Origin of the sequence: Kitasatospora sp. NPDC036755 (genome assembly GCF_040636595.1) — a bacterium.
Classification (GTDB): Bacteria; Actinomycetota; Actinomycetes; order Streptomycetales; family Streptomycetaceae; genus Kitasatospora.
The window spans coordinates 1-6046 of the sequence record NZ_JBEZUT010000426.1; the positions used below are offsets into that span (position 1 = coordinate 1).

The following is a 6046-nucleotide window of genomic DNA, read 5'->3' on the forward strand; positions in this document are numbered from 1 at the left end:
TCCGACAGGAGGCCGTCCACACCCTCCCGGTCCGTGGTGTGGTCGTCCGCGAAACGACGGTCACCCGTCGCGTCCGGCACGTACTTCACACAGACGACGATCCTCAAGCTCATGAGCGGTTCTCCTGTCACGGGTGCACGGATGCACTGGATCCACGGCCTCAGCCATACCGAGGGTACTGAGTGCCAAGACCGGCCCGGGCGCGACCCACGCGCCGCATGCGCCACCTGGACCGGTACAGCCTGTCTGCCCTCTTCGACTGGCGTCAGAGGCTCCATGGAGAGAATACGGCACTCAGTACCCCTCGTAAAGGAACTCAGTACCCTTGCGGGCTCCCCCCGGGGGTCAGCCGCGCAGGACGACGGCGGCCTCTCCGGTGTAGACGCGGAAGGTCAGCGACTCCTGGAGGTAGAGCCGGATCGTTTCGGCGTCGTGGGAGAGGTAGCCCACCGAGGCGTCCTGGCCGAGGAAGAGCTCGAAGTCCCCGCCGCGGGTGGAGAGCAGGTAGGCGCCCTCGATGGCCGGGGCCCAGATGATGTCCCCGTCGAGGAGGCGGGCGAGGTGGTTGTGGACGGGGTAGCCGTGGTCGCTGGTCTCGTTGACGGCGGTGAAGGCCTCGGCGCCGAGCAGCAGCGAGTAGGGGCCGCCGACGCCGGCGAGGCGCAGGGCGGTGAGGCCGCGGCTGACGGCCTCGGGGTACTCCCGGACGTCGTCGGGCAGTTGCACCGGGGGGTTGGTGGAGGCCGCGCGGATGCCGTCGATGGCGGCGGCGCGGTAGCCCTCGAAGACGGCGCGGTCCTCGGCCAGGGCGAGCTTGCGGCCCGCGTCCTTGACCGGCTGCCAGTCGGAGTCCCGGGAGCCGCGTTCGACGTCGTCCACCGCGTCGCGGCGGACGGTGAAGGGGACGCGCAGCTCGACCACCGGCTGGGCGGCGCGGGCACGGGCCTGGATGCCCTCGGTCGGGGGGTCGATGGCGGTCAGGTGGCCGGTGCCGACCGCGGCGAGGGTGGCGCCCTCGGGGCCGGTGAGGTCGACCACCCGGCGTCCGGCGATGTGCAGCTTGAAGGTCTGGCGGGCCTCCTCCTCGATCTCCTCCCAGGCGGCGGCGGAGATCGGGGCGAGGTCCCGGTGGAGGTTGTTCATGGGCGGGGTCCTGTTCGGGGGGCGGCGGGTGGCGGTCAGGAGGTCGTCGTCTTGAGGCTGCCGATGCCGAGCGAGCCGTCCGCACCGCCGGGGCGCGGCGCGGGTGCGGCGGGTGCGGCGGGTGCGGTCTGGTCGGCAGGTGCGGCCTGGGCGGCGGGGGCCGCCGGGGGCGACGGCGGCGGGGAGTCGAGGAAGTCCGCGGTCGGGACGAAGAACAGCCCGCCGGTGACGGCGGTGGAGAAGTCGAGCAGCCGGTCGGTGGTGCCGGGCGGGCTGCCGACGAACATGTTGCGCAGCATCTCCTCCGTCACCCCGGGGTCCGCCGCGTAGCCGATGAAGTAGGTGCCGGCCTCGCCCTCGCGGCCCGCGGAACCGAACGTGCCGTACGGCATGTTGAAGCGGACGATCTTCCGCTCCTCGCCGTCCGGCCCGGTGATCACGGTGAGCGCCACGTGCGAGTCGGCGGGTTTGACGTCGTCGGACAGCTCGATGTCCTCCAGCTTGGTGCGGCCGACCGCGTCCTCCTGCTGCTCCACGCTCAGCGCGTTCCACTTGTCCATGTCGTGCACGTAGCGCTGCACCAGGACGTAGCTGCCGCCGGTGAACGCCGGATCCTCCGCGCCGACCAGGGCGGCGCTCTCGGCGGCCCGGCCCTCCGGGTTCTCGGTGCCGTCGACGAAGCCGAGCAGGTCCCGGTCCTCGAAGTACTTGAAGCCCTGGACGGAGTCGACGACGGTAGCCGCCGCGGCGAGCCGGCCGGTGAGCTGGGCGGCCAGCTCGAAGCAGAGGTCCATCCGCTCCGCCCGCAGGTGCAGCAGGAGGTCTCCGGGGGTGGCCGGAGCCCGGTGGCGGGCGCCGGCCACCTCCTGGAACGGGTGCAGGGCGGCCGGGCGGGGGCCGGCGAAGAGGCGGTCCCAGAGCTCGGAGCCGATGCCGGTGACGCAGGTGAGGGCGCCCTGGGGGGCCCGGAAGCCGACGGCGCGGCGCAGTCCGGCGAGCTCGGGCAGCAGCTCGCGGACGGCCGCCTCGCGGCCGGGTTCGACGGTGAGGACCAGGAAGACGGCCGCGCTGGTCAGCGGGGAGAGTACGGCTTGCGGTTCGGCCTGCATGGTCAGGGCCTTTCCCGGGGCGCCCTGGAGGCGTCCCACTCGGCGAGGTAGTCCGCGAAGATCTGCTTCAGGTGGTGGCCGATCTTCAGGTAGTCGAGGTCGTCCAGGTTCGCCAGCGAGACCCGGACGGACCACTCGGGCCCGTCGAATCCGCCGCCGTTGAGCAGCACCACCCCGGTCTGCTCGGCGAGCCGGAACAGCGGCTCGGTGGGCTCGTAGTTCTTCTCCAGGAAGGTCGCGAAGTCCCGGCCGGCGACCCGCTCGGCCTCGGCGAGCAGGTCGAGCTCGACGTAGTAGCCGGCCCGCCCGGGGTCGTCCGAGATCCGCATCCCGGAGCCCTCCAGCAGCAGGCCGAGCCGCCGGCGGACGATCTCCTGCACCCGCGCCTTGTACGCCTTGCCCTCGGGCAGCAGCGCGAACAGCGAGAAGAGCACCATCTGGACCTGCTGGGGGAGGCTGAGCCCGGCGGTGTGGTTGAGCGCGACCTGCCGGGAGTCGGCGACCAGCCGGTCGATGAAGCGGATCCGTCCCGGATCCAGGCTCAGGGTGCCGTACCGCTTCGCGAGCCGCTCCCGCTGCTCCGCCGGAAGGGCGGCGATCATCTCGTCGATCACGTTGTCCCGGTCCAGGCCGATCACCCCGAGGCGGTGGCCGGTGGCGCCGTAGTGCTTGGAGTACGAGTAGACGAGCAGGGTGTTGCGGGGCAGTTCGGCGGCCAGGGTGCGGAAGCCGTCCACGAAGGTGCCGTAGACGTCGTCGGTGACGATCACCAGGTTGGGGTTGGCGGTGGCCACGATCTGCTTGATCTGCTCGGTGACCTCCCGGGACAGCGCCAGGGAGGGCGGGTTGCTGGGGTTCACGAGGCAGAGCAGCCTGATCCGCGGGTCGGCCAGCTTGGCGACCTCCTCGGCCGGGTAGCGCCACTCCCGCACTCCGGTCTCGACCAGCTTGCTGGCCTGGATCTCGACCACCTCGAAGTCGTAGGTGTCCAGTTCGGGGATCTCGATGTACGGGGTGAACACCGGCACCATCAGCGCGATCCGGTCGCCCCGGTGCAGCAGACCGTTCTTCGTCAGCGAGTCGAAGACGTAGCACATCGCGGCGGTGCCGCCCTCGGTGGCGAACAGCTCGGGCTGCCGCGGCGACGGGGGCCGCCCGTCCATCAGCTCCTCCTGGAGGTAGCCGCGGACGATCTGTTCGGCGTGTACCAGCATCCGGTCGGGGACGGGGTAGTTGTCGCCGATGCTCGCGTCGGCGAGCTCGTGGAGGAAGGCCTCGCGGTCGAACCCGAAGCGGTCGACGGCGAGTTCGACGCCGCGCCGGAGCAGTTCGATGCCGGGCAGGTCGGGGTGGCTGCGGACGAAGGCGTCGAAGCGGCCGGCGACGCCGGCCCGCTCCGGCATGCCGCCGAGGTCGTCGGCCGTCCAGACCCGGCGGCTCTCCGCCAGCGCGAAGTGGCCGAGTGCGAGGGCGGCCTCGCGGGGGCCGGTGCAGACCCAGTTCGGGTTGCCGCGACCGGCGTTGAGCATGTGGGCGGTGGACTTCCCCTTCTGCCCGGGCTCGTCGCGCTGGTAGGCCTCGGCGAGCCGGACGAACTCGGCCTTGAGCTCGAAGGGGCTGAGCCGGGCCAGTCGGCGGATCTCCTCGCGACCGGTGATGGGCTTCGTCATGGCGTTCTCTCCGGCGGCGTCGGAATTCTCTGATGGTTCGTCAACTCAGGCCCCCAGCATGCCGACCAGGATCGGCCCGGTGAGCGGGAGCAGGAAGTTGGAGATGGTGTAGGTGATCGTGTAGCCCAGCATCGGGATGCTGCTCTGCGCGACGTTGGTGACGGTCGTGATGGCCGGCGTGCTGCACTGCTGGCCGGCGATGGCACCGACCAGGATCGGCGGCTCGATCTTCAGCAGCTTGCGGCCGACGAACAGCGAGAGCACCGCGGGGACGGTGACCATGAGGATGCCGGAGGCCGGCAGCAGCACCGGGTGGTCGCTGAGCAGCGCGGCGGCGTCCGGTCCGGCGGCCAGGCCGGTGACGGCGATGAAGACGGAGAGCCCGAGGTCCTTGGCGGTCTGCGCGGCGACCGGCGGATAGGCGCCGAAGGTGGGCCGCTGGGCCCGGAACCAGCCGAAGACCAGCCCGGAGACCAGGCAGCCGCCGCCGGTGCCGAGCGAGAGCGCGGCGTTCCCGGCGTGCACGGTGACCAGGCCGATCAGCACGCCGACGCAGATGCCGAGGCTGATGTAGATGTAGTCGATGGCGTCCTTGCGGATGCTGACGCCGGCCTTGGCGGCGAACCGGTCGACGGCCGAGCGGGAGCCGGTGACGGTCACCGTGTCGCCTCGGTGCAGTTCGGTGTCGGCGATCGCGGGCAGGTGCTGGTCGACCCGCTGGACGTCGGTCAGGTAGATCCCGGAGGTGGTGGCCGGCTGTTCCTCGGCGACCTCCCCGGCCGTACGGCCGACGAAGTCGCGGTTGGTGAGGACCACGTCGCGGACCACCATCGGGCTGTCCAGGCCGGGCACGCCGGAGGTCTCCGGGCCGAGGTCGTGGCCGGTGTCGATGACGGCCTCGCGGCGGCCGACCAGCAGGACGAGGTCGCCGCGGCGCAGTCGGAAGTCCTGTTCGGGGTGGCGGGTGCGGCCGTCCCGCCGGACGCCCTCGACGGTGACCAGGCCCTGCTGGATCTCCTCCACCTGGGCGACGGTCGAGCCCTCGCCCTGGGAGACCAGGTAGGTGCGGCCGACCAACGGGGGCAGCGCGGGCTGTTCGTCGCCGGCGAGCGCGCCCTTGCCGCCGCGCATCCTCTGCCACAGCTCGCGGGAGGCGTCGGGCAGCTTGATCCGCATGACCAGCGGGAAGATCTGGCTGGTCAGCAGCACGATGGAGACCAGGCCGAACAGGTAGCAGACCGAGTAGGCGGCGGCCACGTGGTTCTGCAGCTGGGCGGACTGGTCGGGGCCGAGGCCGGAGAGGTTGGAGATCGCCTCCTGCGCGGTGCCGACCACGGCCGACTCGGTGGCCGCCCCGGCCAGGATGCCGGCCGCGGTGCCGACGTCCAGGTCGAAGGCCTTGCCGATGCCGTAGGCCATCCCGACGACCAGCACCGCCTCCATGACGCAGAGCACCGCGAAGCGCAGGCCCTTGGCGTTGAGGTTGGAGAAGAACTGGGGGCCGGCGATGTAGCCGAGCGAGAAGATGAACAGCGCGAAGGCGACGTTCTTGACGTCGGCGTTGACGCTGACGTGCCGGCTGCCGATCAGCATGGCGACGATCAACGTGCCGCAGATGCCGCCGAGTTGGATCGGTCCGACGCGCAGCTTGCCGAGCAGGTAGCCGAGCGCCAGGCAGACGAACAGCGCGAGGACGGGGTTCTCCCGCAGCAGGTTCACGGCAGCCGCTCCCGCCGCGGCGCGGAGGAGCCGAACGGGGGACGGACCAGCATTAATCTGATCATGGGAACGATTACACCGCAAAGCGGACAATCCGGCACGGCCGACACGCAGCCGAACGGCCCCGTCGGAGCGGTCTCCGACGGGGCCGTTCGACCCGTCCGGTGGGACTGTTCGGCCCGGCCCGGCGGGGCTGTTCGCGCCGACCCGGTGTGGCCCGTTCGACCAGTCCGCCACACACCCCGGAGGTGTCAGGCGCGCCACCGCCGGACACCGACAACGGCCACCGCGGCGCCCAGCGGCGTGGCGACCACCGGCACCACCAGGGCCGCCCGGAACCCCGGACGTCGCGGTGTTCGTCACCGCGGGGAACGGGACCGGCGACCCGTGCTCCACCGTCTGCTG

Annotated in this window: 4 protein-coding genes and 1 pseudogene; all 5 read right to left on the minus strand. The window is 71.6% G+C overall.

The window, feature by feature from the left end:
- Positions 1-113: pseudogene (locus tag AB0E96_RS37070) on the minus strand (electron transfer flavoprotein subunit beta); the annotation flags it as partial.
- A gap of 232 nt (positions 114-345) precedes the next feature.
- Complete coding sequence (locus AB0E96_RS37075; RefSeq protein ID WP_359830592.1) at positions 346-1143, minus strand: family 1 encapsulin nanocompartment shell protein; 798 nt, start codon at positions 1141-1143, stop codon at positions 346-348.
- Between the two features lie 35 nt (positions 1144-1178).
- Positions 1179-2252, minus strand: coding sequence for a Dyp-type peroxidase (locus AB0E96_RS37080; protein WP_359830595.1), 1074 nt, complete (start codon positions 2250-2252; stop codon positions 1179-1181).
- A gap of 2 nt (positions 2253-2254) precedes the next feature.
- Positions 2255-3922, minus strand: coding sequence for a bifunctional aspartate transaminase/aspartate 4-decarboxylase (locus AB0E96_RS37085; protein WP_359830598.1), 1668 nt, complete (start codon positions 3920-3922; stop codon positions 2255-2257).
- 45 nt (positions 3923-3967) lie between these two features.
- The gene (gene aspT, locus AB0E96_RS37090) at positions 3968-5641 is read right to left on the minus strand and encodes an aspartate-alanine antiporter (protein WP_359830601.1); all 1674 of its coding nucleotides are present in this window, start codon (positions 5639-5641) and stop codon (positions 3968-3970) included.
- Positions 5642-6046: the final 405 nt, after the last annotated feature.